Source organism: Polaromonas sp. P1_F6 (assembly GCF_056405695.1).
Genome location: NZ_JBFUBQ010000005.1, coordinates 36,049 through 61,643 on the forward strand (window position 1 = coordinate 36,049; position 25,595 = coordinate 61,643).

The 25,595-nt window shown below is 62.9% G+C and carries 21 protein-coding genes; 14 read left to right on the forward strand and 7 right to left on the reverse strand.

The annotated features are described in order from the left end of the window. Window positions 1–34: 34 nt before the first annotated feature. Both AC1DY9_RS15590 and AC1DY9_RS15595 read right to left on the reverse strand, forming a co-directional pair. On the reverse strand, window positions 35–1,069 hold the full coding sequence (locus AC1DY9_RS15590; protein ID WP_477666992.1) for a glycosyltransferase family 2 protein: 1,035 nt from the start codon (window positions 1,067–1,069) through the stop codon (window positions 35–37). Next, window positions 1,059–1,571, reverse strand: a complete 513-nt coding sequence (locus AC1DY9_RS15595; protein ID WP_457281764.1) for a serine O-acetyltransferase — start codon at window positions 1,569–1,571, stop codon at window positions 1,059–1,061. Before AC1DY9_RS15595 ends, AC1DY9_RS15590 begins: the two co-directional genes overlap by 11 nt. Before the next feature lie 489 nt (window positions 1,572–2,060). Here AC1DY9_RS15595 and AC1DY9_RS15600 point away from each other — a divergent pair, with 489 nt between their 5' ends. The 5 genes from AC1DY9_RS15600 (at window position 2,061) to AC1DY9_RS15620 (ending at window position 7,028) form a co-directional block, all read left to right on the forward strand. Then, complete coding sequence (locus AC1DY9_RS15600; protein ID WP_457282080.1) at window positions 2,061–3,035, forward strand: amino acid ABC transporter substrate-binding protein; 975 nt, start codon at window positions 2,061–2,063, stop codon at window positions 3,033–3,035. Between the two features lie 85 nt (window positions 3,036–3,120). Next, window positions 3,121–4,323 (forward strand): amino acid ABC transporter permease, encoded by a 1,203-nt coding sequence (locus AC1DY9_RS15605; protein ID WP_477666993.1) that lies wholly within the window; start codon window positions 3,121–3,123, stop codon window positions 4,321–4,323. 1 nt (window position 4,324) lies between these two features. Next, window positions 4,325–5,428, forward strand: a complete 1,104-nt coding sequence (locus AC1DY9_RS15610; protein ID WP_477666994.1) for an amino acid ABC transporter permease — start codon at window positions 4,325–4,327, stop codon at window positions 5,426–5,428. 18 nt (window positions 5,429–5,446) lie between these two features. Further along, the gene (locus AC1DY9_RS15615) at window positions 5,447–6,190 is read left to right on the forward strand and encodes an amino acid ABC transporter ATP-binding protein (RefSeq protein ID WP_477646928.1); all 744 of its coding nucleotides are present in this window, start codon (window positions 5,447–5,449) and stop codon (window positions 6,188–6,190) included. Window positions 6,191–6,194: 4 nt separating this feature from the next. After that, complete coding sequence (locus AC1DY9_RS15620; RefSeq protein WP_457281768.1) at window positions 6,195–7,028, forward strand: class II glutamine amidotransferase; 834 nt, start codon at window positions 6,195–6,197, stop codon at window positions 7,026–7,028. A 93-nt stretch (window positions 7,029–7,121) separates the two neighbouring features. On the opposite strand, the gene AC1DY9_RS15625 is transcribed toward AC1DY9_RS15620, so the two are convergent. Further along, the gene (locus AC1DY9_RS15625) at window positions 7,122–9,485 is read right to left on the reverse strand and encodes an ATP-binding protein (protein ID WP_477666995.1); all 2,364 of its coding nucleotides are present in this window, start codon (window positions 9,483–9,485) and stop codon (window positions 7,122–7,124) included. Between the two features lie 253 nt (window positions 9,486–9,738). Between AC1DY9_RS15625 and AC1DY9_RS15630 the strand changes: the two genes are divergently transcribed. Continuing rightward, the gene (locus tag AC1DY9_RS15630; RefSeq protein WP_457281770.1) at window positions 9,739–10,941 is read left to right on the forward strand and encodes a threonine ammonia-lyase; all 1,203 of its coding nucleotides are present in this window, start codon (window positions 9,739–9,741) and stop codon (window positions 10,939–10,941) included. A gap of 17 nt (window positions 10,942–10,958) precedes the next feature. On the opposite strand, the gene AC1DY9_RS15635 is transcribed toward AC1DY9_RS15630, so the two are convergent. Beyond that, the gene (locus AC1DY9_RS15635) at window positions 10,959–11,447 is read right to left on the reverse strand and encodes a glycine zipper family protein (RefSeq protein WP_457281771.1); all 489 of its coding nucleotides are present in this window, start codon (window positions 11,445–11,447) and stop codon (window positions 10,959–10,961) included. Window positions 11,448–11,585: 138 nt separating this feature from the next. On the opposite strand from AC1DY9_RS15635, the gene AC1DY9_RS15640 reads away from it, so the two are divergent. Next, window positions 11,586–11,753, forward strand: a complete 168-nt coding sequence (locus AC1DY9_RS15640; RefSeq protein ID WP_164483721.1) for a hypothetical protein — start codon at window positions 11,586–11,588, stop codon at window positions 11,751–11,753. Window positions 11,754–12,264: 511 nt separating this feature from the next. Beyond that, complete coding sequence (locus AC1DY9_RS15645; protein ID WP_477666996.1) at window positions 12,265–14,157, forward strand: phosphoenolpyruvate carboxykinase (GTP); 1,893 nt, start codon at window positions 12,265–12,267, stop codon at window positions 14,155–14,157. Between the two features lie 151 nt (window positions 14,158–14,308). On the opposite strand, the gene AC1DY9_RS15650 is transcribed toward AC1DY9_RS15645, so the two are convergent. Then, the gene (locus AC1DY9_RS15650) at window positions 14,309–14,965 is read right to left on the reverse strand and encodes a hypothetical protein (protein ID WP_457281773.1); all 657 of its coding nucleotides are present in this window, start codon (window positions 14,963–14,965) and stop codon (window positions 14,309–14,311) included. Between the two features lie 182 nt (window positions 14,966–15,147). Here AC1DY9_RS15650 and AC1DY9_RS15655 point away from each other — a divergent pair, with 182 nt between their 5' ends. The 4 genes from AC1DY9_RS15655 (at window position 15,148) to AC1DY9_RS15670 (ending at window position 21,985) form a co-directional block, all read left to right on the forward strand. Continuing rightward, window positions 15,148–16,104: a LysR family transcriptional regulator gene (locus AC1DY9_RS15655; protein ID WP_457281774.1), complete on the forward strand. Its 957-nt coding sequence runs from the start codon at window positions 15,148–15,150 to the stop codon at window positions 16,102–16,104. A 727-nt stretch (window positions 16,105–16,831) separates the two neighbouring features. Next, complete coding sequence (locus tag AC1DY9_RS15660; RefSeq protein ID WP_457281775.1) at window positions 16,832–19,612, forward strand: autotransporter family protein; 2,781 nt, start codon at window positions 16,832–16,834, stop codon at window positions 19,610–19,612. A gap of 81 nt (window positions 19,613–19,693) precedes the next feature. Beyond that, complete coding sequence (locus tag AC1DY9_RS15665) at window positions 19,694–20,581, forward strand: hypothetical protein (RefSeq protein ID WP_477666997.1); 888 nt, start codon at window positions 19,694–19,696, stop codon at window positions 20,579–20,581. A 402-nt stretch (window positions 20,582–20,983) separates the two neighbouring features. Next, window positions 20,984–21,985 carry a Bug family tripartite tricarboxylate transporter substrate binding protein gene (locus AC1DY9_RS15670; RefSeq protein WP_457281777.1) on the forward strand — a complete coding sequence of 334 codons (1,002 nt, stop codon included), beginning with the start codon at window positions 20,984–20,986 and terminating at the stop codon, window positions 21,983–21,985. A 136-nt stretch (window positions 21,986–22,121) separates the two neighbouring features. Here the strand turns inward: AC1DY9_RS15670 and AC1DY9_RS15675 are convergent, their stop codons facing one another. Then, entirely contained in the window at window positions 22,122–22,298 is a 177-nt protein-coding gene (locus AC1DY9_RS15675; RefSeq protein ID WP_431099058.1) for a hypothetical protein, read from the reverse strand. 190 nt (window positions 22,299–22,488) lie between these two features. Here AC1DY9_RS15675 and AC1DY9_RS15680 point away from each other — a divergent pair, with 190 nt between their 5' ends. After that, window positions 22,489–24,033 carry a sensor histidine kinase gene (locus AC1DY9_RS15680; protein WP_477666998.1) on the forward strand — a complete coding sequence of 515 codons (1,545 nt, stop codon included), beginning with the start codon at window positions 22,489–22,491 and terminating at the stop codon, window positions 24,031–24,033. A gap of 33 nt (window positions 24,034–24,066) precedes the next feature. Here the strand turns inward: AC1DY9_RS15680 and AC1DY9_RS15685 are convergent, their stop codons facing one another. Beyond that, window positions 24,067–24,480 (reverse strand): DUF1801 domain-containing protein, encoded by a 414-nt coding sequence (locus AC1DY9_RS15685; protein ID WP_457281779.1) that lies wholly within the window; start codon window positions 24,478–24,480, stop codon window positions 24,067–24,069. 116 nt (window positions 24,481–24,596) lie between these two features. Between AC1DY9_RS15685 and AC1DY9_RS15690 the strand changes: the two genes are divergently transcribed. Further along, window positions 24,597–25,448 carry a metallophosphoesterase gene (locus tag AC1DY9_RS15690; protein ID WP_457281780.1) on the forward strand — a complete coding sequence of 284 codons (852 nt, stop codon included), beginning with the start codon at window positions 24,597–24,599 and terminating at the stop codon, window positions 25,446–25,448. Window positions 25,449–25,595: the final 147 nt, after the last annotated feature.

The window sequence follows — 25,595 nt, forward strand, 5'->3', positions numbered from 1 at the left end:
GCCGATTCCCGTGCGGTGCCGGCAGCCCGGCCGCTTAAGTTGCGCCAGACGTATTGCGGATTTCGACGCTGTCTATGGCAGCCCGCGCAGGGCGCTGCGGTGTCAACAACCCGCGTACCAGGCCAGCGGCGTTAAAGCACCACGACACGACCGAGAACACGGCTTTGGTGGCGCTGCGTTTTCGCCATGCCATCAACAGGACGGGTGCTGCTGCAATGCCGGAGAAGGCTCCGATGCGCGCTGTCCACGGCATGGGAACCACCAGAACGGCAAGCAACACTGCCCACCACGCAAGCACGGCGACATACAGCCGCAACTCGCGCACCCGCGTTAGCACCAGCCCCAGGTGCGACTCACCCCAGGCCGCGCGCAGCACTTCGCCCAGGCCGCAGATGTAGCGGCTGCGCCAGCGGCGCACCAGCAATTGATAGGGAGGCGCATCGTGGCCATGGTGCCGCACGGAATCGGTGCCCAGGCGCCACAGCTTCCAGCCCCGGGCATGCAGGCGCATGGCCAGATCAAACTCTTCATAGCTGTGCAGGTTGCGGTCTGAAAAATACCCGGCCTGCTCCACCGCAGCTCTGCGATACAGGCCGCCCATGTCCAGCCGGTCCACCATGCCCGCCTGCATATGACCCAAACCGCGCTCCACGCGCGCCACGTATTCCAGGCTGCTGGTGTTCATTTCAACGACCTGCCCTCCCACGCCGGCCACGTCGGGGTGGGACTGCATGAAGGCCAGCGCCTGCGGCAAAAACCCGGGCAGCATTTCCATGTCGCCATCCAGGATGTACACAAATTCGCCTGCCGAATGCTGGTAACCCAGCTGCGGGCCGATGCCGCAGCAGCGCTCATTGGCACGTGCCAGCTGCACGATACGGATGGGATAGGCAGACGCCAGCGCCACGGTGCGGTCGCTGGAACAGGAATCGGCCAGCACGACCTCGCCACCGACCATCCGGACGGCCGCCAGTGCACTTTCCACCGCGGCCACGATGCGCTTTTCTTCATTCAGGGCCTTGATGACGATGCTGACCGTGCAAGGCGTTTCGCTGGCTTCAGGAAGCATCGTCACGGCTCCTCAAAATAATGCGGGCCGGCACACCCACGGCAAGGGCTCCGGCGGGGACGTCGGTGATCACCACGGCATTGGCGCCAATGTCGACGTCGTCCCCGATCCGTACAGCCCCCAGGATCTTCGCGCCGGCGCCGATATTGACGCGGTTGCCGATGTGCGGCGCCTCGAGCGGCCTGTCGATACGCTGGTTGCCGATGGTGACGCCCTGGCGGATGATGCAGTCGTCCCCGATCACGGCCCGGCCATGCACCACAATCGCACCGGAATGCTCAATCACCAGGCGCCGCCCAATTTGGGCCGAGACGCCAATCGTGACGCCGCAAAACATTTCAGCCAGTTTGGCCAGCACCAAGTGCACGGCACCCAGCGGATAACGCACCAACCTGGACTGAAACCGGTAGCGCAGGTGCCCCAACCGGTACACCTGCAATGCCCAGAAGCCCAGGGACAAGACGCCTTCCTGCGCCACCCGCAAGTCTTCAAGAAAAGCCATTGTTATTGAGCTTTCGTAACATGCATCAAGACGTGAAACCCCTCCCCCGGCCGCAGGCTCCAACGGGGCCGCTCGGGTTTGGGGGATGAGGTCCGCGGCAAGTCCATCAGAACCCGACAAAAGCCGGAGCAGAAAATTCAGCCCTTGCGGAAATGCGGCGCAAGATTCGTACCAATGGACTCACCCGGAACTTGCCTGGCTGCGGTACCACCGGCGCAAGCAAGCTGTCAGAAGGCCATTGTGCCGGGGATGATTGGGGTTCCCTGTCAGCCGTATTCCCGCATAAGGTTATGCATCTTTCGCCGTGGTTAGCCTTTGCCTAGTAAGGGCTTGCCCTGAGAGGTACCCGCCATAGTTGGGCTAGCATCCGCCATTGGCATGGTTCGTGCTGATGTCGACCTACTTATTGACTGGAGAATCCTCGTGATCAAACTCGTAAAGAAACATGGACTTGTTGCCCTTGCAGCGGCCGGCCTCACTGTTGCGGCCATGGCACCTGCCCATGCCGGCAAGACACTGGACGCCATCAAGGCACGGGGCCAGGTCATCTGCGGCGTGAACGTCGGGCTGGCGGGGTTTTCCTCTGCCGACAGCAACGGCGCCTGGACCGGGCTCGACGTGGATGTCTGCAAAGCCGTCGCCGCCAGCGTGCTGGGCGACGCCAGCAAGATCAAGTGGGTTCCCCTGAACGCCCAGCAGCGCTTTACCGCCCTGCAGTCCGGCGAGGTTGATGTCCTGTCGCGCAACACCACGTTCTCGCTGACGCGCGACGCCTCTCTGGGCCTGCACATGACCGCCGTCACCTACTACGACGGCCAGGGCTTCATGGTCCCGGTGAAAAGCAAGATCAAAAGCGCCAAGCAGCTGAAAAACGCCACGGTCTGCGTACAGTCCGGAACCACCACGGAAAAAAACCTGACGGACTTCTCCAAGGCCAACAACCTCAACATGAAGCCCGTCGTGTTTGAAAAGCAGGAAGCCGTCAACGCCGCCTACTTCTCCGGCCGTTGCCAGGCCTACACCACGGATGCATCCGGCCTGGCCTCGGTGCGCAACAAGGAGGCCAAAGTACCGGCCGACCACCTGATCCTGCCGGAGCTGATCTCCAAGGAGCCGCTGGGCCCCATGGTGCGCCGCGGTGACGATGAATGGTTCGCCATTGTCAAATGGGTGATCTACGGCATGATCGAAGCGGAAGAATATGGCGTGACCCAGGCCAATGTCGATGCCATGACCAAGGAAAGCAAAGACCCGGTGGTCATGCGCCTGACCGGTAGTGGCGAAGACACCGGCAAGCTGCTGGGCCTGGACAAGGAATGGCTGGTTCGCGCCGTCAAGGCCGTCGGCAACTACGGTGAAATCTTCGACCGTAACGTCGGCCCCAAAACGCCCCTGGCACTGCCGCGCGGCCAAAACAATCAATGGAATAAAGGCGGCCAGATGTACGCCATGCCGGTGCGCTGAACGACTCCTTCCGATGCGCTGAACGCAACGGGCCGCTCGCAACCATCCGTTGACGAGCGGCCCGTTTTACTTGGGTAACCGCCTTATGTCCGAGCACTCCCTGATTCCCGCGCGGCCGGCGCCGGCGCTGCGGCGCAGAGTTTTTTCCTGGCGCAGCAAGCAGGCGCGCGCCGTTGTCTACCAGATCCTGGCCGTCAGCCTGATCGTCTTCCTCGTGTGGCTGCTCGTGAGCAACACCATGAGCAACATGAAGACGCGCGGCATCCAGAGCGGCTTTGATTTTCTGTTTCAGCCCGCCGGTTTCGACATCGGGGAAGGCTGGCTGAATTACGACTCGATTGATCCCTACTGGAAAGCCTTCCTCGTGGGGCTGGTGAACACGCTGCGCGTGGCCGTGGTGGGCATTGTGCTCACGTCCGTGCTGGGAACCCTGCTGGGCGTGGGACGCTTTTCGCGAAACGCCCTGATCCGCGGCCTGTGCTATGGCTATATCGAGATGTTCCGCAACATTCCGGTGCTGCTGCAGCTGTTGATGTGGTACCTGCTGTTCACGGAATACCTGCCGGCCATTGACCAGGCCCTGCATATCGGCAGCCTGGTGTATATCAGCAAGAACGGCCTGTCTTACCCCTTTCCGGTGTGGCATCTCGGGCAGACGCTGGCCCTCGTCGGCATGGCGGCCGGTGGTGTGGCGGGGTTTGTTTATGCGCGCCGGGCACGCCACCACTTTGACCAGACCGGCCATACGCGCCCCGTGTTGTGGGTGGTGCTGGGACTGGTCGCGGCCGGTGCGCTGCTGGGCTGGCTGGCCGGTGGTGCACCTTCCGAATGGAACCTGCCGAAACTGACGGAAACCCAGGTGGAGGGCGGTGGCGCGCTGTCGCCTGAATACCTGGCGGTGCTGCTCGGGCTGGTGCTCTACACCTCGGCCTTTGTGGCGGAGGTGGTCCGCGCCGGAATTGCCTCGGTCTCGCTGGGCCAGCACGAGGCCAGCGCATCGCTGGGACTCTCGCGCGGCCACTCCATGCGCCTGGTGGTGCTGCCCCAGGCGCTGAGGGTCATCATCCCGCCGCTGACCAACCAGTACCTGAACCTCACCAAAAATTCGTCACTGGCCGTTGCCGTGGGCTACCCCGACCTGGTGTCGATTGCCAACACCTCGCTCAACCAGACCGGCCGCGCCGTCGAATGCATTGCCATCATCATGCTGATCTACCTCACCACATCGCTGGCCACCTCTGCGCTGATGAACTGGTTCAACAGCCGCGCCGCCATCAAGGAACGCTGACATGAACCAGACCTTTGTTCCCGTCGCGCCGCGCCCGGCCCCCATCAAGATGGAGGGCCCGGGCCCCTGGCTGCGCAACAACCTGTTTTCCAGCGTCGGCAATGCGCTGGTGTCAGTCGGGGTCATCGCCCTGTTGCTGTGGGCCGCCTCGTCGGCCCTTCGCTGGGCGGTGTTCAATGCCGTGACCGCGGCCGACGCGGATGCCTGCCAGGCCGCACGCGGCATAGGCGCATGCTGGGGCGTGATCAACGAAAAAGCCCGCATCATCCTGCTGGGCCGCTACCCCCTGACAGAGCACTGGCGGCCGGAGCTGGCAACCTTTTTGCTGCTGGGCCTGGTGGTTGCAAGCTGCAGCCGCTGGTTCTGGAAACCCTGGCTGGGATTGATCTGGGTCGTGGTCCTGACGGCGTTCTTCACGCTCATGAGCGGCGGCATGTTCGGGCTATCCAAAGTGTCCACCGACCAGTGGGGCGGCCTGCCGCTGACCGTCATGCTGACGGTGATCTCCATGACGATTGCCTTCCCGATTGCGGTGGCGGTGGCGCTGGGGCGGCGCTCCAACATGCCCGCCATCAAGACCCTGTGCGTCATTTACGTTGAGCTGATTCGTGGCGTGCCGCTGATCTCCGTGCTGTTCATGGCCAGCTTCATGTTTCCGCTGTTCATGCCCATCGGCAAATCGCCCGACGTGCTGATCCGGGTGATCGTCGGCATCACGCTGTTTGCCGCGGCCTATATGGCGGAGATTGTCCGGGGTGGTTTGCAGTCCCTCTCGAAAGGCCAGACCGAAGCAGCCGCCAGCCTGGGCTTGGGCTATTGGCAGACACAGATCAAGATCGTGTTGCCGCAGGCCCTGGGTACGGTGGTACCAAGCATCATGAACAACTTCATTTCGCTGTTCAAGGACACCTCCCTCGTGACCATCGTGTCGCTGTATGAACTCACCGGGGCCCTGTCGCTGGCTGTCGGGTCCGATCCGAACTGGCGGCCGTTCAAGATTGAGGCTTACCTCTTTATCGCCGCGATTTACTTTACCTGCTGCTTCGCCATGTCCCGCTACAGCCTCTGGATAGAGCGGCGGCTGGCTGTGGGCAAGGCCCGCTGACAAAAACCAAGGATCCCCATGAGCGACCCCATCATCCGCTTTGACAAAGTCAACAAATGGTATGGCAACAATTTCCATGTGCTGCGCGACTTGCAGCTGGACGTGCAGCAGGGCGAGCGCCTGGTGATTTGTGGGCCGTCCGGCTCGGGCAAATCCACGATGATCCGCTGCATCAATGCCCTGGAGGACTACCAGGAAGGCAAGCTCACCGTGGCCGGCTCCGTCCTCGGCGACGACATCAAGGCCATTGATGCCGTGCGCCGGCAGGTCGGCATGGTGTTCCAGCAGTTCAACCTGTTTCCGCACCTGACCGTGCTTGAAAACCTGACCCTGTCGCCCACCTGGGTCGCGGGCCTGTCCAAAAAGGAAGCGACCGAGCGGGCCATGCATCAGCTCGAGCGGGTGCGCATCGCGGAGCAGGCGCAAAAGTACCCCCTGCAGCTGTCGGGCGGCCAGCAGCAGCGCGTTGCGATAGCGCGCGCGTTGTGCCTCACGCCGAAAATCATGCTGTTTGACGAGCCGACATCCGCGCTGGATCCTGAAATGATCAAGGAAGTGCTGGACGTGATGATCTCGCTCGCCGATCAGGGGATGACCATGCTTTGCGTGACGCATGAAATGGGCTTTGCCAAGGCAGCAGCCGACCGCGTGATCTTCATGGACCAGGGCCAGATTGTTGAACAGAACACGCCCACGGACTTCTTCAACCACCCGCAGACCGACCGGGCGAAGGATTTCCTCTCCAAGATTCTGGGACACTAGAGGAATGTGCCAACTCCTCGGAATGAATGCCGCCAAACCCGCAGACCTTCGCTTTTCATTCACAGGTTTTGCCGCACGCGGTGGTCTGACGGACCATCATGGCGACGGCTTCGGCATCGGCTTTTTTGAAGACAAGGCCTGCCGCATTTTTATGGACAGCCAGCCAGCCGCCACCTCACCCGTGGCCGAGCTCCTCAAAAGCTACGCCATCAAGTCCTGCAATGTCGTGTCCCATATCCGCAAGGCGACGCAGGGCGATCCACAGCGCCTGGAAAACTGCCATCCGTTCACCCGTGAGCTCTGGGGCCGCCACTGGCTGTTTGCCCACAACGGCGACCTGATCAACTACTTTCCCGCCCTGGGCGGCAACTACCAGTCCGTCGGCACCACCGACAGCGAACGCGCTTTTTGCGCCCTGATGGAAAAACTCAAGGCCATCAGCCCGCGCGAACCCTGCTCGCTGGACACGGTGTTTGAAACCCTCTGCAGCATGAGCGAAGGCACGGGCGAGTATGGCGTATTCAACTACCTGCTCTCCAACGGGCAAGCCCTGTTCGCGCACTGCTCCACACGGCTGTATTACCTGGTGCGGGAATGGCCGTTTTCACACGCCAAGCTCGTTGACGCCGACCTGAGCATCGACTTTGCCCAAACCAATGTCCAGGAAGACCGGTTGTGTGTCGTCGCCACCCAGCCGCTGACGCTCAATGAAAACTGGCAGCAGCTGCAGCCCGGGCAATTGCTGTGGATTGAAGGCGGCCGTATCGTGCGGCAGGCGCAGCTGAAGGTCAGCGAGGATGTGCGGCGTAAAAACGAAGCCAACCTGGCTTGCGTATAAAAATCAGGCCTCAGACCAATAGTGACGGGCGCAAGCGGCTATTCTTTTGATAGCAATCCGGCCCTGACGGAGCGTCTGTAATAGCGCCTGTTCCTATTGCATGAACCCCATGGCCCGCCCTTCGCGTACCTCGGGCTTGATGCGGTGCTCTGCCTCCAGCTGGGCCAAAAATTCCTCGCTGGAAAACTCTGCCGCGAGAATATCCACCTGCCGCTTCACGGCCGCGAAATCACCCGGGCACAGCTGCACCAGTTTGCCGAGCCTCTCCCGCAGCGGCGCCGTCAGCCGGTCGGCGTCGCCTGCGAGTGCTTCGGTGACAAACATCTGGTCGCGCTGCGCGTGAGTCAGCGGCATGAACCTGATCTTGAAGGTGAAACGCCGTAGCGCCGCCTGGTCCAGGCTTTCAAGCAGGTTGGTGGTGCAGATGAAGATGCCCGCATGGCGCTCCATGCCCTGCAGCATTTCGTTGACCTCAGTCACCTCGTAGGTCCGCTGGGCGCCGCGCCTGTCCTGCAGGAAGCTGTCCGCTTCATCCAGCAGCAATACGGCTTTTTCCGCTTCGGCTTCGCGGAACATCGCTGCCATATTCTGCTCGGTTTCACCGACATACTTGCTCATCAGGTCGCTGGCCTGCTTGATGATGAGCGGCAAATCCAGTGCTTTGGCGATGTGTTCGGCCAATGCCGTCTTTCCCGTGCCCGGCGGGCCGTAAAAGCACAGGCTGCCGTGGCTTCGGCTTTTCAGTGCCTCGACGATACGCGGTACCTCGAACCGGGATTCGACATTGAGCATGGAAAGGTCATAGGTGGTCGCGTTGCGCCGGCCGGAAGTTTCCGCCCTGTTGCCCAGCGCCACATCGGCATTCTTGAGCTGGCGCTCGATCAGCGACTCCATCAACAGCGGCCTGCCGCCCGACAGGATGGCGTGCATGCCTTCTGCGTCCACCTGTGCGTCTACCGCGTCTTCAGGCGCGCTGGCCAGCCGGGCAAACCGGACAGCCGTGCGTATTTGCGCGGGCGTCAGGCCCTTGCGGGCCGTCAGCTTGGCCACAAAGGCATCGCTGACATGAACACCTTCCAGTGTTTTGCGCACCAGGCCTTCACGAGCACCCGGCGGCGGCGACCTGAGTTCCAGGTGGTAGGCAAAGCGCCGGCGAAAAGCAGGGTCGATCTGCTCGATGCGGTTGGTGACCCACAGGGTGGGCACGGTGTTGGATTCAAGGATCTGATTGACCCAGGCCTTGCCGCTGACCGACCCGCTGGCAGGTACGGGCAATTGTTCGGAGCGCGCCATCAGCTGCGCGGCTTCGCTGGAAATCGGCGGAAACACATCTTCGACTTCGTCAAACAGCAAGGCGGAGTGCGTGCTGCCCTTCAGGAAGACCTGGGCGATTTGCAGCGAACGGTAGCGGTCGCGGCCACTGAGCGAGTTGCCGTCACGGTCGGCATATTCGACTTCGAACAGGTCCAGGCCGGCGGCCTGCGCCACCACCTTGGCCAGTTCGGTCTTGCCGGTGCCGGGCGGGCCGTAAAGCAGCACATTCACGCCTTGCTCCTTGCCGGCCACCGCATTGCGCAACAGCGACACCAGCACCTGCGCATCCTCCTGCACAAAAGCGAAGTCCGCCAGGCCCAGGCTGCTGTGCGCGGCCGGCCGTGTGAAGACCGCCATCAGCTCGTTCTGGTCGCGGTATTCGCGCATCAGCACGGGCGGCAGTTTTTCACTCACCTTCATCAGGTCGGCAAGGTCGGTGATGTTGTGCTCGGAAATCAGGTTTTCAACCATGCCGATGCGCTCCAGGCGCGAGCCGGCGCGCAGCGCTTCGGCAACCTCGGGCGCCTTCACGCCGGCCACGTCGGCGATGGCGGCATACGCTTCGGGGGCATTGTTGACCTTGAACTCCACCAGCAGGGAGCGCAGGTCGCGCTGGTAGCGCGCCAGGGTGCCGTAGAGCAACAGCGCACGCTCGGCCCGGTTGAGCTGCAACAGGTTGGCCAGTGCATCGATGTTTTTCTCGACCAGCGTGGATTGTTTCTTGAGCGCCTGGGTCAGCCATTCGCCGGTGGCGGCCAGCACGGAGAGCAGGTCCTTGGGCTGGTCCTTCGCATGCTCGTCTAGGTAGAAGAACAGCGTGCCTTCTTCATAAGGGCCGCGCCAGGCGCCGTGGCGCGCCATGAACTCGGTGTCGGTCAGGCTTTCATGGCCGCGCCAGAACTCGTTGTCCTTGCAGCGGCGGCCAAGAAACTCGCGCAACCGCTGCACCGCTGGCAGGGGCCACACGAGATGCCGGCCCGAAAGCGAGAGCAGGCTGTTGAGGTCGCGGCGCACATTGAACTTCGCGCCTTGCCTTGCCGCCAGCGTCAGCACGAAATGCGAGCACATCAGGTCCAGCACCGGCGCTTCTTTCAGCCCGGGGGACAGCAGCCACTGCTGCTCGCTAACGGAACGCTTGCTCATGGACAAACCTCCCTTTGCAACTACACGGTTGGTAGACATGCCTGTGAGATACCCTGCTTCGAGACCGTCGCCTCACTGGCTATGAGCACCGCAGATGCGACCTGGTTCAATGAGACTCCACCATAACGCAGCTTGAAGCATCATGGAAGACGCTACTTGTACCCCCACGTGTGAAATGCACCACAGAAACTCCTGCGAAGATGCGCAAAGATGATCCCGCACAATCCCACCATAGCCCCGCAGAGGAATTCCCATGCTCAGTCTCAAAGATATAGAAACAGCCGCCCAGCGCCTGCAGGGCCACCTGCTCGATACGCCCTGCGTGGAGTCCAGGACGCTTTCCCAGTTGACGGGCGCGCAGATTTACCTGAAGTTCGAGAACCTGCAGTACACGGCGTCCTTCAAGGAGCGCGGCGCCTGTAACAAGTTGGCCCAGCTCTCAGCCGATGAACGGCGCCGCGGCGTGATCGCGATGAGTGCGGGTAACCACGCCCAGGGCGTCGCGTACCACGCACAGCGCCTGGGCATACGGGCCGTGATCGTGATGCCGCGCTTCACGCCGGGCGTCAAAATCGAACGCACCCGGGGTTTTGGCGCCGAAGTGGTGCTGCACGGCGATACGCTGGACGAATCACGCACCCACGCGCTGACGCTGGCTGAGCGGGAGGGCCTGGTCTTCGTGCACCCTTACGACGACGAAGCCATCGTCGCGGGCCAGGGTACGGTGGTGCTGGAAATGCTGCACGCGCAACCCGACCTCGAAACGCTGGTTATCGCCGTCGGCGGTGGCGGCCTGATTGCCGGCATGGCCACGGCGGCCAAGGCGATCAAGCCCGGCATTGAAATCATCGGTGTGCAGACCTCGCGTTTCCCGGGCATGGTCAATGCGATCAAGGGCACCCGGCACCCCCAGGGCACCAGCACCATCGCCGAGGGCATTGCGGTGGGGACGCCGGGCGTCATCCCGCAGGCCATCATCGCGAAGCTGGTTGACGACCTGGTGCTGGTAGACGAGGGCGATATCGAGCAGGCCATGGTCATGCTGCTCGAGATCGAGAAAACCCTGGTTGAAGGCGCCGGCGCGGCCGGGCTGGCAGCGCTGCTGAAGTACCCGGAGCGTTTTGCAGGTAAAAAGATCGGTCTGGTGCTGTGCGGCGGCAACATCGATCCGCTGCTGCTGGCAGCCATCATTGAGCGCGGCATGGTGCGCGCCGGGCGCCTGGCCCGCATCAAGGTCAGTGTGCGTGACATTCCCGGCTCATTGGCAAAGATCACCGCCACTGTGGCCGACGCCGGGGCCAATATCGACGAGGTGCATCACCAGCGCGCCTTCACCATGCTCTCGGTCCAGAACGTGGAGATCGAGCTGGTGATCCAGACACGCGGGCGCGACCATATCCAGCAAGTGCTGGCGGCGCTGAATGCGGCCGGCTTCGAGGCGTCAGAGCAGCACTGAGCGCTGCGAGGGACCCGTCAATTCCAGCCAATCACCTCAAAACCCTTTTCACTCAAGCAACGCTGCACAAAGCTGCGGTAGGTGCTGTTGGGTTTGTCGTTGTGAAACGCGCCTGACACCGCACCCGCAGAGCCGCCCACGGCGGCGCCCGCGGCGCCGGAACGCAGTACGCCTTCGCCGCCGCGCCCGGTGATCAGCGCACCCACCGCCGAAGCCACACCCCCGACGGCTGCGCCTTCACCGGCACGCCGGCCGACTTCGTTGGTGCTTTGCGACGGGCTGAGCCCGGCGGCCGAGGCCCGTGACATGCAGGCGCTGGCCTCCGCCTGGCCTTGCGCGTCACCTACCCGGTTAAGGGTGGCGTTGGGATAGAGCACGGGCTTTGCCGAGGCGCTGTTGGGACCGCCGGAAGCACATGCCGACAACAGGGCCACGGCGGACAAAACAGCACCGGCTGAAAAAAAACGGAACCGCCGCTGAGGCGCGAAATGGGCTGGGGATTTCATGTATTCCTTCCACAAATAAGCATGGCAAAGGGTACCGCAAGCCAGGCGCCGGGCATCTTTGTCGCCCGCATCTTCATGTAACCATCTTCATGCAGGTAAAATCTGCCAAGACTCTCAAGCATTTCAGGAATCAACCCCATGTCCAGTCCAGCCAGCCACACCACCAATGCAGCCCACGACAGCGCCACTCCCGCCCAGGAGCAGGATGCCGTCGACGCGATCGTTCCGTTGATCCCCATTGTTCTGCCCGTGGTGGGCGGCGTGCTGATGTTCCTGCTGGCGTTTATCGCCATCTACATGGCCTGAAAGCCCCCGCTCTCACCCCGAAAGTCCGCATCTTGCGGACTTTTTTGTTTCCGGGGCTCCGCGCCCTCTTCTCCACTCTCTTCCCGGCCCACTTCCCGACCCCTTCAGCCTGTTCACCGAGGAACCGGCCTGAAACTGCGGGCCGAAACGGCCGTCCAGGCATTCTTCACCCCGATGTCATGACTGCCGGAACCCCGGCGCAGTCTATGCATAACCTCATGCCGGTTATGCATAACTTTTGCCTGTAACTTACAGGTAACTCGCGCTGATCTTCTTAAAATGAATTGGACTGGCCGATCCGTGGAAGATGAAAAGCAGCCTCACGCTGCCGCTTTTTGTCATTGCGCCGCAGCACTTTTGAAGCTTGCGCACCGCCCGCCGACCGGGACCTGTTTGTTGTGCAAAGGGAAGCTTCCAAGCCTTATTTCGATAAACGTCTCCGTGTCGCAACCATCCAGGTTGCCGCGCGACATTTCCCGAAATAACGCTTTTTAACTTTGGAGTTTTTTCGATGAACCACCCCGCGATGCAAGGGCTTAACCTCAACACGCCCCCCTACGTCAAGAATGCCAAACTGATTGCCTGGGTTGCCGACATGGTGGCCTTGTGCAAGCCCGACAACATTTATTGGTGCGACGGCAGCGACGCCGAATACCAGCGCCTGTGCCAGCAACTGGTCGACGCCGGCACCTTCAAAAAGCTTAACGAAGCCAAGCGCCCGAACAGCTTCCTGGCCTGCTCCGACCCGACCGACGTGGCACGCGTGGAAGACCGTACCTTCATTTGCTCGGCCAAAAAGGAAGACGCCGGCCCGACCAACAACTGGATGGCCCCCGCTGAAATGCGCACCACACTGCAGCCCCTGTTTGATGGCTGCATGAAGGGCCGCACCATGTACGTGGTGCCTTTCAGCATGGGCCCGCTTGGCTCGCCCATCGCGCACATCGGCATTGAACTGTCCGACAGCCCTTACGTGGCCGTCAACATGAAGATCATGACGCGCATGGGCAAAGCCGTGTTTGACGTGCTCGGCCTCGACGGCGAATTCGTCCCCTGCGTGCACACCGTGGGTGCGCCGCTGGCCGAAGGCCAGCAAGATGTGAAATGGCCTTGCAACAAAACCAAGTACATCGTGCATTACCCCGAAACGCGCGAGATCTGGTCTTACGGCTCCGGCTATGGCGGCAACGCCTTGCTGGGCAAGAAGTGTTTTGCGCTGCGCATCGCCTCCAACATGGGCCGCGCGGCTTCGCAAGACGGCTCCGGCAACCCTGGCTGGCTGGCCGAACATATGCTGATCCTGGGCGTGACCTCGCCCGAAGGCAAGAAGTACCACGTCGCGGCGGCCTTCCCTTCGGCCTGCGGCAAGACCAATTTCTCGATGCTGGTGCCGCCGGCAGGCTTTGAAGGCTGGAAGGTCACCACCATCGGCGACGACATCGCCTGGATCAAGCCGGGTGCGGACGGTCGCCTTTACGCCATCAACCCGGAAGCCGGCTACTTCGGCGTGGCACCGGGCACCAACATGCTGACCAACCCCAACTGCCTGCGCAGCCTGGACAAAAACGTGATCTTCACCAACGTCGGCCTGACCGACGACGGCGACGTCTGGTGGGAAGGCATGGAGCAGGACGCCCCCGGCAAGGCATTGCCGGCGCACCTGATCGACTGGCAAGGCAAGGACTGGACGCCACAAATCGCCAAGGAAACCGGCGCCAAGGCCGCCCACCCCAATTCACGCTTTACCGTGGCCGCCACCAACAACCCGGCGCTGGACCCGGCCTGGAACGACCCTGCCGGCGTGCCGATTGACGCCTTCATCTTTGGCGGCCGCCGTTCGAACACCGTGCCGCTGATCACCGAAGGCCGCAACTGGGTGGAAGGCGTGTACATGGCCGCCACCATGGGCTCCGAAACCACGGCCGCCATCACCGGCCAGGTTGGCGTGGTGCGCCGCGACCCGTTCGCGATGATCGCTTTTGCCGGCTACAACATGGCCGACTACTTCCAGCATTGGCTCAACGTGGGCCAGAAACTCGAAGCCTCGGGCGCGAAGCTGCCGAAAATCTTCACGGCCAACTGGTTCCGCAAAGGCGAAGACGGCAAGTTTGTCTGGCCCGGCTACGGCGAAAACATGCGCGTGCTGAAGTGGATGATCGACCGCATCGAAGGCAAGGGCCAGGGCGTCGAGCACATCACCGGCGTCAGCCCCCGCTATGAAGACATGAACTGGACCGGCCTGGACTTCAGCGCCGAGCAGTTCAAGACCGTGACCAGCATCGATAAGGCCGCCTGGCTCAAGGAGCTGGAACTGCACGCCGAACTGTTCAAGCAACTCGAACATCACCTGCCGAAAGAGCTGGAGGAGACCAAAGCCGCGATCGAGCGCCGCCTGGCCGCCTGACCGGCACACCACGCGCGGGGCGTTTCGCACAACCTGCGGTACGCCTCATTCCTGGTGCAATGACTGCGCCAAGGCAAAAAAAAGCCACCGATCCGGTGGCTTTTTTTGTGGGCCGCTGCAAAGAGCGGCGCGGCGTAGAGGCGCCTGGCGCTTAGATGTAGCTGCGGTGGTAAGCCCGCAGTTCCGCACCACCGAGGCGGCGGGCGCGCTGTGACAGTCCGGCTGGAGCAGATGCCTCATCAACCACAGCTTCGGCAGCGGCAACTTTCGTGTCGGCCTGGCTGCGCAGGAAAGCCTTCAGTTCTGCACCGCCCAGACGGAGGGCGCGCTGTGTCAGGCCGGCCGGAGCGGACACCACGGCTGCGGGGGCAGCAACAGCCTCTTCAACGGCGGCTTGCTGACGGGCCATTGCAACTTGCAGGTCGGCCATCACGCGGGGATCGTTCTTGGCGGCTTGCCACAGGCGCTGGTCGGCGCGGGCTTCGGCCAGGCTACGCGACCAGGCGTCCAGGCCGACCTTGAGGCTGACGGCTGCATTGCGCGCAGCGCCGGCGAAAATCGCCAGGACAGCAAAAGCGACAGCCCAGATGCCGATCCACATGACCAGCAGGTGGCCTTCGGCGACGCTGTCCATCACCTGGTAAGCCACCACCATCACGGCGGCCGCAACAGCGGACAAGAGCAGCGTAGCCAGGCCGCGGGTGCCGGAGAAAGCACCGCCCAGCTGGCGTACGGCACCAAAGGCCGACTCAGCGCGGACAACGCCGGGGTGCTGTGTGGAATATTTGATATTGACGAAGCTGGTCATGGTGAACTCCCTTTGGGTTAACTCCGCTGAACCAAAATTGCAGCGGGTAGGAGGATATTAGGGTTATCACTGATGTTATTCAACTTTATCTTTATGATGTGATTCATTCACATTGGTGATAATTTGAGCTTTTCCACCCTCTTTTCACCCTCTTTTTCGCTCTTCAACACCCGCCCCAAGCCGTGACCCCGCTCAATTTCCGGACCCTGGACCTCAACCTGCTTCGCGTGTTTGACGAAGTGATGGCCGAGCGCAGCCTGACCCGGGCGGCGCGCAACCTGTCGCTGACGCAGCCGGCTGTCAGCAATGCCTTGCGCCGGCTGCGTGAGACCCTGGGCGACGAGCTCGTACAGCGCAGCGGCCAGGGCATGGCGCCCACCCCGCGCGCCGTGGCGATCTGGCCGGCCGTGCGCGAGGCCCTGCAGCAATTGCAGGAGTCGCTGGTGCCCAACGAATTCGTGCCCGGCGAAGCCACCACCATCTTCGTGCTGGCCATGGCCGACGCCACCGCGGCCGAATTGATTCCCGGCCTGGTGGAGACACTGGACCAGGAAGCCCCAGGCGTGTCGATCCGCGTGATTCCACTGACCACACGCGACCCGCGGCGCCTGCTGGACGAGGAGCTGTGCGACCTGGCGGTCGGCTACTTTCCCTCGGTGCTGGCCGATCTGACGGCCGGCGCGCAAAGTGGCGAGCCCCTGCCCTTTTTGCACCAGCGGCTGTATGACGGCGAATACGTCTGCGTCATGCGCAAAGACCACCCGCTGGCTACCGGCCCCTTCACACTGAGCAAGTTCTGCGCGGCGCGCCACATGCTGGTGAGTTTTTCGGGCCGTCCCTATGGTTTCGTCGACGAAGCCCTCGCCTCGCTGGGCCGGGAGCGGCATGTGGTGCTGACGGTCAACCAGTTCTTCACTGCCGGGCGCGTCGTGGCGAACTCGAACCTGCTCACCGTGCTGCCGCGGCATTTCGTCGGGGTGACGGGCATTGCCGACCAGCTGGTGCTGCGCCCCCTGCCGTTTGACGTGTCACCGGTGCACGTGGATACCCTGTGGCACCGGCGTTCGCAACAACGCAGCGCGCATGCGTGGTTGCGGCAGGTGCTGGTGCGTGCGGCCGACAGGGCATTTTTGGCCTGAAGCCCCTGACCCACCCAAAGGACTGGCCAGCCTGGCTATCCGGAGAGACGTCTACACAGCGCTATAAAAATCATAGCTGCTCGCGCAAGTCAGTATTGGGCGAGGGTCATTTTTGATGCCAAACCAGGCAGTTTTGGGCGCGGAAATCGTCGCCGGGAGCCATCGCTACTGCGGCGCGCTTCTCCAGCACACTTTTTTCCCATCATATTGGTGTTTTAGCCAACAAAGACGAGCGCAAGTCGCTAGCTATTTGATAGCAGCCGTGGCAAGCGGATCAAACCACTGCAGTTCCCGGCTGCGGTGTGGCCAGCACGCAACGCAGACACCAAAACAGCGCACTGAATGACCCGGATCCGGTGCCCTGCGGTGCGATTTTCAGCGTGTGGCGCCGCTTTTTCTGGCTACAGGCCAGCCTCCGGCCACTCTTAGTCAACGCCACAAGATCAAATTAATTCTTTAGTTCTCCCATTTGACGCTCTGGGCGTTATAAGTTGTCAAACGACCTACTTGCAAAAAAATGTAACGTGAAGCAAAGTCAAAACATGGACATCACACCCGTACGGAGCTCTTTCCGGAGGCCATAGTTACTGCGAGGCATACGTTAAGAAATGTTAGCTAAATTATTAACTGCGCCTGCAGCCGAAATCGCGATGTCCTCTGGCAAGGCAATCGTCTTTGGGTTCTGCTGACCGGCACGGCTTGAAGCCTCACCCCAAAACCGGCCCGCATGAATTCCCGCCCGCACTTTCCCCTCAAGCCGCTTGGCCTGGCGCTGGCATTCGCCGGCCTGGCCATGGCACCGCATGCCGGCCATGCCCAGGTCACCAACGATTTCTCGGCCGCAGGCACTCAGGACTGGAACGACGCGGCCAACTGGAGTGGCGGCACGCCTACAGCCGCCAGCTTGGCAAGGGTCCCGACGAACCAGCAGGTGGACATTATTAGTGGACCAGCCGCCCAGGTGGGCACGCTGCAAGTGGAGGAAAACGGCCAGGTGGTCGTCCATGCGGGCCGCACCCTGGCCGCTGGCACGCTCCTGCTGGGCACCACGCCGACGCCGGGTAACGCGGGATCAATGCTGATTAATGGGAGCGTCACGGCCACGCGGCTGAGCGTGGGCGACACGGTGACCGGAGGGCAGATCCTCATGGACGGCGCCGGCGCCAGCCTGAACGTGTCCCCCCTCAGCCTGGCTCCGGGCGACCAGTTCATTGTTGGCAACAATGGAGACGGGCTCCTGGGCATCCGCACCGGCGCCACCGTGACGGTGGGCGGCACCCGCACCCTGCACCTGGGCAATGTGGGCACCGGGACGCTGGTCATCGGCAACATCGGGCCCAGCGGCACCCTGAATGCTGACGCCGTGGTTTTCGGCAATGCCAGCTCCAGCATCAAGTTCAACCAAAACGACGCCACGCCCTACACCTTCTCCGCGGCGATCAGCGGCGCCGGATGGGTAGAAGTGTTCCGCCACCCCGGGGGCTCCTCCACCATACTGACGGGCGCCAACAGCTACACCGGCGGCACTTTCATCAGAACCAATGCCCGCCTGACCGGCAGCACCACCAGCCTGCAGGGAGCCATCAGCAACGACGGCGTGCTGACCTTCGACCAGACCACCAATGGCACCTATGCAGGGTCCGTCAGCGGCGGCGGCGCACTGGTCAAGGAAGGCAGCGGCACGGTGATTCTTTCTGGCACCAACACCTACACCGGCGGCACCACCATCAATGGCGGCACCTTGCGCGGTACTACCGCCAACCTGCAGGGCTTGATTACCACCAACGCCAACCTGGAGTTCTTGCAAGCAGGCAACGGAACGTTTGGCGGCGTCATCAGCGGCACCGGCAACGTGGTCAAAAGCGGCACCGGCAATGTCACCTTTTCCGGCACCCACACTTACAGCGGGACTACCGTCGTCAGCGGCGGCACGCTGTCGGTCAACGGCAGCCTGACCAACTCTGCCGTGCAGGTGCAGAACGGCGGCACGCTGGGCGGCACCGGTTCCGTGCGCAACACCACCATCCAGTCGGGCGGCACGCTGGCGCCCGGCAATTCCATCGGCACGCTCACCGTCGTCGGCAATCTGACTTTCAATGCGGGCTCCAATTACAGCGTGGAGGTCGATGCAGCCGGCAGCAACGACCGCACCAACGCCACCGGCACGCTGACCATCAACGGCGGCACGGTCAACGTGCTGGCCAGCGCCGGCACCTACTCGCCGACCACGCAGTACACCATCCTCAATGCCACAGGCGGGCGCACCGGCGTCTTTAGCGGGCTCACGACCAACCTGGCGTTTCTGACGCCGTCGCTCACCTACGACCCCAACAATGTGTACCTGACCCTGGCGCGCAACAGCACCGGCTACAACACCCTGCCCGGCATGACGCCCAACCAGCAGTCAGCCTCGAATGCGCTGCAAAATGCCTCCGGCAGCGCGAGCGGCGACATGAGCACGGTGCTCAGCGCCCTCAACAGCCTTTCAGTGCCGCAGGCCCTCGCCGCCTTCGATGCCATAGGCGGTGCCAACCTAGTCGCCTTGCGCCGTGCCGGCCCCAGCTTTGCCGCCGCATTCGGCGAACAGCTGCAGGCACGCGTGGGCCGAAGCAGCCTGGGCTCAGTCTGCGGCAGCGACGACGTTGCGGGCCGCGAAGCCCTGAGGGCGCTTTTCCCGGCCATCGAAGACGGCTGCGGTTTCTGGCTGCGCGGTTACGGCAGCCACCAAATCACCGACAGCGACGGCAATGCCATGGCCAGCCGCCTGAACAGCACCGGCCTGAGCGCGGGTTACGACGCCGAAGTGTCGCCAGGCTTGATGCTGGGCGGCGCCGTGACGATGGGCACATCAAGGGTCAGTTTTGATTCAGGTGACCAGGGCAGGGCTCGCAGCGCGGCGCTGGCGATGTACGCCGGCTACACCGACGGGGCCTGGCGCCTGAATGGCGTGACCAGCGTGGCGTTTCACGGCAACCACATGGACCGCGGCATCGTGGTCGGGCCGATCGCCCGCCTGGCCTCGTCGAATTTCGACAGCAGCACCGCCACGGCCTACGGCGAGTTGACCTACGACCTGGACATGACCGGCTGGACGCTGCAACCGATGGCCGCGCTGGCCTTCAGCCGCAACCAGACCAACGGTTTCGCCGAGCAGGGCGCYGGTGCGCTCAACCTGCAGGTTGCCGCGCAAACCGTGTACTCGACCAAATCGATGTTGGGGCTGAAAGCCGGCTTTGACGTGGGCCGGCTGCGGATCGAACCGCGGGTGGTGTGGGCACATGAGTTTGGCAAATACAACACCCCGATGACGGCGCAGCTGCAGGGCGCCGGCACGCCCTACCAGTTCCAGATCGCGGGCGTGGCCCTCAATGCCAACACGGTGGTCCTGGGCGTGGGCGTTTCGGGCCGCATCCACGACAACTTCAACCTCTTCGCCGACCTCCAGACCGAACAGAACGCACGCCAGCGCAACCTGGCCCTGCTGATGGGGGTGCGCGGCAAATGGTGAGCCGGGCATCTCAAGGCATGTTGCCCCCTGACCGACCTGATTCACAACACATTTAATCCAGCCACACCCGCGTCATATCTCATGGCTTACAAAAGCATGCCCCCCATCCCGCCATCCCTGCCGCCTCTCCCGCCGCGCCAACCCAAACCGAAACCCGGCAAGGACGCCGGCGCCCACCGATACGACACCATCGTTTTTTTGCTGATCATCGGCCTGGCGATTGTGGTGGCCGGCAGCGCAGCGCGTTACACCCTGGTAGACCGGCCTGCGGCCAAGGCACAGAAGGAAGCCCAGCTGCTGATGCAGCAGCTGATGGCCGCGAACCAGAAGAACCAGCAGCAGCTTGAACAAAAGCTCGCCGAAGCCAAGGCCCAGACCGAGGCATTGCGCGCCAACATGGAGCAGATGAAGGCCGAGATCCAGCAGCCCAAGGCCGCAGCGGAACCGGTTGCGGAGCCGGTGCAGAAACCGGTGCCCGACGCCCAGGCCGCGGAACGCAAGCGGCTGGAGCGCGTCAAGGTGGTCGATGAACTGGTGGACTCCCTGACGCCTAACCTGCAGGTCAAGTTCCAGCAAAAGGTCACCTGGCTGGACCGCAGCGTCTCCTTCGGTTTTAGCCTGACCAACGCAAGCCGCCGCGCCGTCCGCGTGACCCCGCCGCGCATCGCCCTGACCCTCAACCCTCTTCCCAACACAAAGCTGGCACTGAAAGCCAGCGATGTGCAGGCTGACATCTGCCCTGGCGGCTTGATCGGGCCGGGAGAGACCATTAACTGCAATGTGGTGCTGCGTTCAGAAGCCACCTTCACCGGCGTCGGCCACATTCCGTTTCGCGCCGTCATCTCGGCACGCACGGAACTCCCGGCAACCAGCGAAACCTGGAAAACCGTGCGTTCCGCCTACAAGGAAGCCTACCTGGAGGAACACATGGTCAAAAGCGTCTCCTTTAACGGGGAGCTGTGGCGGTAGCCGCGGGCCGGCAGCAGGATCACGCACGCACCCTATCGAGGCGACTGAAGCCGGCGGCAGATTGCCATGCCATTCGCTATCAAATAGATAGTGGCTTGCGCCCGTTTGTATTGGGCTTTAGCCATCTTTGGCACTTGAAATCAGTGGTTTTCTCGGGGTTTCCGGCGTCGCCAAGGCTTTTGCGGCACCCCAGGGGCAGGCTGGAGGATAAAGAGCCCCCTGAGTCGCTTTTTACCCACTCAATCGGGCTGTAACCCAATGAGAACAGGCGCTAGCCGCTATTAATTCAGTAGCATCTCGCCGACGCCGAACGCCCACGGGCAACCCCGTTCAAGCGGCTCGCGGCGAGGGGCATGGTTTTTGCACACACTTTTGCACACAAACTGTACGCAGGAGCCGCGCATGCCAGACCACCCACACACCCCAACGCCCTCCCACCCACTTGCGCGCCGCACCGCGCTGAAGATCCTCGCCAGCGGCGCCGCGTCCATGGCGCTGCCGGCCCTGGCTGCCTGGCCGGACAAGCCGATCAAGATCGTGGTGACCTTTCCGGCCGGCGGCGCCAGCGACATCGTCGCGCGGGTGATGGCCGAGCAGCTGGGCAAAAAGCTGGGGCAGGCGGTGGTGGTCGACAACCGGCCGGGCGCGGGCGGCAGCGTGGGAGGCCTGGTGGTGGCGCAGGCGCCGGCGGACGGCTACACGCTGATGCTGAGCAACTCGACACCGGTTTCCATCGGCCCGTTCGCGCTGGAAAAGCAGCCCTATGACCCGGTGGAAGGCTTTACCCATATCGCGCTGATCGGCAACGCCCCCTGCGTGGTGATGGCCAACCCGCACGCGCCCATCAAGACGATTACCGATGTGGAAGCGCAGGCCCGCAAGGCGGGCCGGCTCGACTTCGGCTCGGGCGGCCCGGCTTCGATCGGCCACATCTACGGCGAGCTGATGAAAAAGTCCATGGGCGTGAACCTGGTGCACATCCCGTACCGCGGCGGTGCGCCCATGACGACAGACCTGATCGGGGGCGTGATCCCCGTGGGCATCGACGTGCTGACGGCGTTTGTGCCTTACTTCAAAAGCGGGCAGCTGGTGCCGCTGGCCGTGACGTCGGCCAGCCGCTCACCGCTGGTGCCGGATGTGCCCAGCGTGGTGGAGTTTGGCTACCGCAAGCTGGTTCTGGACAACTTCTTTGGCCTGAGCGGCCCGGCGCACATGCCGGCCGACGTCGTGGCACGGCTGAGCAGCGCCTGCAACGAAATACTGGCAACGGCAGAGATCAAAAAGAAGATGCTGGAGCTGGGCATCACCACCCAGCCCATGAGCCCGGCGGCGTTCACCGGCTTCGTCAAGGAGCAGGTAGCCGTACTGTCGCCCGCCGTCAAAGGAGCAGGGGTTAAGCTCTGACCGCATCCGCCCCGAGCAAGACCCCGTCTTTACCAGCTGAAGCCGCGGTCTGGCTTTGCCAGCCGCAAGGCGGGCAGCCCCGTACGAGAGAAAAGGGGCAGCGCGCCGCAGGCTCGAAGTGGGGAAGCGTGGGGGCTCAGCGAACCACGCTGAGGTAAGCGTAGGCGGCGCTGCGCAGTTCCTGGGCCTGCAGCGGATTGCGGCCGGCGCGTGCTTCGGCGCGTTCCATCAGGTTGTGGGCCACACCGTTTACAGGGGCCACGCGGGTTGCGGCGGGCAGGAAACGGGCGATCTGGGAAATCAGGCTGTACATGTCAGGGTCACCTTCATGGGGTGAAAAAGTTGCGGTGAATGAAGAATAAGGGTTTTCCCTAGGGTTTCAAGCCTAACCGAGGCCCAAACCCATGCAAAAAATGCATGTGATGCCCCGCGGCGACACATGCGGGTGATTTCTACGTGATTTCCGGGAAAAATTTCACGGAGCCGGCGGCTATGCTTGGGCTGTGGCCCATCCCCCAAATCCCTCCTCTTCCCTGCCCACGGCTGAGACCCCTGCTTCATCGCCGGACGGGGCGCTGGCGCTGCTGCGGCAGATCGCCTCAAATATTGACGCCATGCTCTGGTCCTGGGACCCGCAAACTGGCCGCATCACCTATACCAACCCGGCGTTCGAGGCGTTCTGGGGCCTGTCGGCCGACACCCTGGCAGACCGGCCCTGGCAATGGCTGGAGCATGTGGACCCGATAGACCGCGAGCGGGTGCTGAGCCTGCAGACCAGCCCCCTCAAGCGCAGCGAAGAGTACAGGGTCATACGGCCGCAGGGCGGCAACGCCCGGCTGAGCCAGCGCGCACTGCCCATGCACAGCCCTTCGGGGCAGTTGCTGCGCGTCATCCACCTGGCCAACAACATCACCTGGCAGCTCGACACCTCCAAGCAGCTGCGTGTGGAGATCGGCCGGCGCAACGACTCCGAGGCCAAGTACCGCGCGGTGGTGGAAAACGTCAGCGAGGGCATTCTTGTCACGGCGGCCGGGCGCATCCTGTATGCCAACCCCAAGGCGCTGGAGCTGACCTCGCTGGACGAGGAAACCGCCAAGTCCCGGCCCTTCATCGAATTCATCCACCCCGACGACCGCGAGAAGGTGCTGAGCAACCACATGAAGCGCCTGCGCGGCGAGCCGGTGGAGAACTACTACCAGTTTCGCGTGCAACACAGCCGCAGCGCCATACGCTGGCTGGAGATCAGCGCGGTGATGTTTGAATGGCAGGGCGCGCCCGCCACGCTCAACTTCCTGACCGATGTCACGCGCAAGCGCCAGGCAGAGGAAGACATGCGCAAGGCGCTGGCGCACGAGCGCGAGCTGTCGGAGCTGAAGTCACGGTTTGTCGCCGTGACATCGCACGAGTTCCGCACACCGCTGGCCGCCATCCTGTCGTCCGTGGAGCTGCTGGACGCCTACGGCGCCAGCTTTCCGGCCAGCGAACGCCGGGAGCTTCTGGGGCAAATCAAGACGGCGGTGGCCCGCATGAACAGCATGGTCGAGCAGGTGCTGTTGACCAGCCGCCTGGAGCTGGGCAAGTTCCAGTTCGAAGCCGCACCGCTGGCAGTGCCCGACTGGCTGGTGCAGGTGATGGGTGAGCTGGAGCGCGGCAACCCGCAGGCCGCGCGCGTGTCGCTGACCTGCGACGGCCTGGACGCGCCGCGCACGGCGGACCAGCAGTTGCTGCGGCACATCGTGGTCAACCTGCTGGGCAATGCACTGAAATATTCGGACCCGGACACGCCGGTGCAGTTTGCCGTTCGCGGCGTGGGCGACCAGATCCACCTGCGCATCACCGACCACGGCATCGGCATCCCGGAAGCCGACCTGCCGCGGCTTTTCGGCAGCTTTCACCGCGGCACCAATGTCGGCAATATTTCCGGCACCGGCATCGGCCTGCACATCGTGAAGGAATGCGTTGACCTGCACCAGGGGCAGATTGAAGTCACCAGCCGGCCCGGACAGGGCACGACATTCACCGTGCGCCTGCTGGCGCCGCTGGCCTGACGCACCCCGCCCGGCGCCGGCGGTTTTGCCGTTTCAGGGGCCTTTTTTCCGGTGGTAGGTCAGCGCTGCCTGAATGCAGAACGACAAGGCATCCCGCGGCAGTGGATCGGCCGCATCGAGCACGATGGCCCGGTTGCCCTCATAACGCAGCTCGCCCGGAAACAAGGTGCGGAAGGTGTCCACCAGCGTGGTGTTGCAATTGAAGTACAGGGCGTACTGCGACGGGCTGGACTTGACCGGCCCCAGGCGGACGGTGCTGCCGCTTTTGCTGACTGACGTGAGGTAGGCCGGCTCGCCCCACTTGAGGGTTTCCTCCAGCTCGCCCACGCCGGGTGTGGCCGATGCCGTGTCCAGGATCAGCGTGCGCAGGGCCAGCAGCTTGCGCCGCAGCGCCGGTGGGTAGGCCGCGAAGGTCTGCGCGACGGCTGCGTTTTCGATCTGCTTCACAAGCGGCTCCGGTTCATCTGCTGATGCCATGCGCAATCTAGCGCATGGGCGCAAGGCCGCGCAAGCTAAAACTCCAGCAAGGAAGAGATCGAAACATCTTCCCGCACAATGGGCGGGTGAACATCCAGCTCCTTTCCGATCTGCACCTTGAATCCAATCCCCACTTCACAGCGCAGCCCGTGCCCGGTGCCGACCTGCTGGTGCTGGCGGGCGACATCGGCTCCTACCAGAAGGGCTCGTTGCTGGACGAATTGAATATCGGCGACTTTGGCCTGGCGCGGTTTTCACCGTTGCCGGCAGAGCGCGGCGGCGCCGGCTGGCCGACGCCGGTGCTGTTTGTCCCGGGCAACCACGAATACGACGGCCTGGACTTTGATGAAACCCATGTGCGGCTGCGCGAAACCTGCGAGCGCCTGGGCATGGTCTGGCTTGAGCGTGAAACCGTGGTGCTGCAGGGTGTGCGTTTTGTGGGCAGCACGCTGTGGACCGACTTTGACGCCCTGAGCGCAGGCCAGGCCCAGGCATCGGACATTACGCCGGGCGAGCAATTGAAAGCTCGCGAAAAAGCATTCCGCGCCGCCAACTTTTACCTCCAAAAAAACCATTCCTTTCGCGATGGCCAGCCACTGCTGGCGGCCGATGTGCGCGAAGAGGGCCTCAAAAGCCAGGCCTGGTTGCGGCAGGCACTGGCCGTACCCTTTGAAGGGCCTACCGTGGCCGTGACGCATTTCGCCCCCAGCTTGCTGAGCGCCGACCCGCGCTATGGCCTGGTGCCGGGTACAGCGGGCTTTTGTAATGCGCTGGATGACCTGCTACCGCTGGCCGACCTGTGGCTGCATGGGCATCTGCATTGCGTAATTAATTACATCAGCCGCGGCTGCCGCGTAGTGGCGAACCCGCTGGGTTATGCACGCAAGCATGAACAGGACGGGTTTTTACCCGACTTGCTGATCCGCGTCGGCCAATAGCACTCAAGCACTCAGTCGTCCTCTTATGTGCGTGGTGCCGGCGTGCCGCTGGTGACTAAAGTCGTAGCGCCGCAGCGCACACGGCGGCGGCATTTTTTTGAACTTCCTGCGCATCGCGTAACCCAACCACGACCGGCAACGCGGAAC

Excerpts from the sequence above, each read along its gene's own strand:
- AC1DY9_RS15615 (WP_477646928.1), top strand. The coding sequence starts at position 5,447 with ATGAGCGACCCCATCATCCGCTTTGACAAAGTCAACAAATGGTATGGC.
- AC1DY9_RS15645 (WP_477666996.1), top strand. The coding sequence starts at position 12,265 with ATGAACCACCCCGCGATGCAAGGGCTTAACCTCAACACGCCCCCCTAC.
- AC1DY9_RS15620 (WP_457281768.1), top strand. The coding sequence starts at position 6,195 with ATGTGCCAACTCCTCGGAATGAATGCCGCCAAACCCGCAGACCTTCGC.
- AC1DY9_RS15640 (WP_164483721.1), top strand. The coding sequence starts at position 11,586 with ATGTCCAGTCCAGCCAGCCACACCACCAATGCAGCCCACGACAGCGCC.
- AC1DY9_RS15625 (WP_477666995.1), bottom strand. The coding sequence starts at position 9,485 with ATGAGCAAGCGTTCCGTTAGCGAGCAGCAGTGGCTGCTGTCCCCCGGG.
- AC1DY9_RS15610 (WP_477666994.1), top strand. The coding sequence starts at position 4,325 with ATGAACCAGACCTTTGTTCCCGTCGCGCCGCGCCCGGCCCCCATCAAG.
- AC1DY9_RS15665 (WP_477666997.1), top strand. The coding sequence starts at position 19,694 with ATGGCTTACAAAAGCATGCCCCCCATCCCGCCATCCCTGCCGCCTCTC.
- AC1DY9_RS15635 (WP_457281771.1), bottom strand. The coding sequence starts at position 11,447 with ATGAAATCCCCAGCCCATTTCGCGCCTCAGCGGCGGTTCCGTTTTTTT.
- AC1DY9_RS15675 (WP_431099058.1), bottom strand. The coding sequence starts at position 22,298 with ATGTACAGCCTGATTTCCCAGATCGCCCGTTTCCTGCCCGCCGCAACC.
- AC1DY9_RS15605 (WP_477666993.1), top strand. The coding sequence starts at position 3,121 with ATGTCCGAGCACTCCCTGATTCCCGCGCGGCCGGCGCCGGCGCTGCGG.
- AC1DY9_RS15600 (WP_457282080.1), top strand. The coding sequence starts at position 2,061 with ATGGCACCTGCCCATGCCGGCAAGACACTGGACGCCATCAAGGCACGG.
- AC1DY9_RS15650 (WP_457281773.1), bottom strand. The coding sequence starts at position 14,965 with ATGACCAGCTTCGTCAATATCAAATATTCCACACAGCACCCCGGCGTT.
- AC1DY9_RS15670 (WP_457281777.1), top strand. The coding sequence starts at position 20,984 with ATGCCAGACCACCCACACACCCCAACGCCCTCCCACCCACTTGCGCGC.
- AC1DY9_RS15590 (WP_477666992.1), bottom strand. The coding sequence starts at position 1,069 with ATGCTTCCTGAAGCCAGCGAAACGCCTTGCACGGTCAGCATCGTCATC.
- AC1DY9_RS15595 (WP_457281764.1), bottom strand. The coding sequence starts at position 1,571 with ATGGCTTTTCTTGAAGACTTGCGGGTGGCGCAGGAAGGCGTCTTGTCC.
- AC1DY9_RS15630 (WP_457281770.1), top strand. The coding sequence starts at position 9,739 with ATGCTCAGTCTCAAAGATATAGAAACAGCCGCCCAGCGCCTGCAGGGC.